The organism is Streptomyces sp. BE20, assembly GCF_036322525.1.
GTDB lineage: Bacteria > Actinomycetota > Actinomycetes > Streptomycetales > Streptomycetaceae > Kitasatospora.
In genome coordinates this window covers 1-406 of sequence record NZ_JAQYWW010000136.1, presented here as the reverse complement: position 1 = coordinate 406, position 406 = coordinate 1, and the positions used below count along the sequence as shown (strand labels likewise).

Below are 406 nucleotides of genomic sequence, written 5' to 3'. Positions count from 1 at the left end.
TCCGGCCCGACTGCGCATCGGCGGTTCACCGAGTGGAGCAGGGCCCGGGTCTGGGCCAAGCTCCACCGGGTGGTCCTGGAGGAGCTCGGCGCGCGAGGTGAGCTGGACTGGTCGAGGTGCGCGGTCGACTCGGTGAACATGAGGGCCCTGAAAAGGGGGAGCTGACAGGTCCGAATCCTGTCGATCGGGGCAAGTACGGGTCGAAGATCCACCTGCTCACCGAACGTACCGGTCTACCCCTCTCGCTCGCGATCTCCGGGGCCAACCTCCACGACAGCCAGGCCCTGATACCGCTTGTCGACGCCATCCCGCCGATCCGCTCACGGCGCGGACCGCGACGCCGCCGTCCCGGCAAGCTGCACGGCGACAAAGCCTACGACCACCGCTTCATCCGTGCCTACCTGCG

The 406-nt window shown here is 68.2% G+C and carries 1 pseudogene; it reads left to right on the top strand.

The features are described 5' to 3' along the window. Positions 1-406, top strand: a pseudogene (locus PUR61_RS00710) (transposase); the annotation flags it as partial.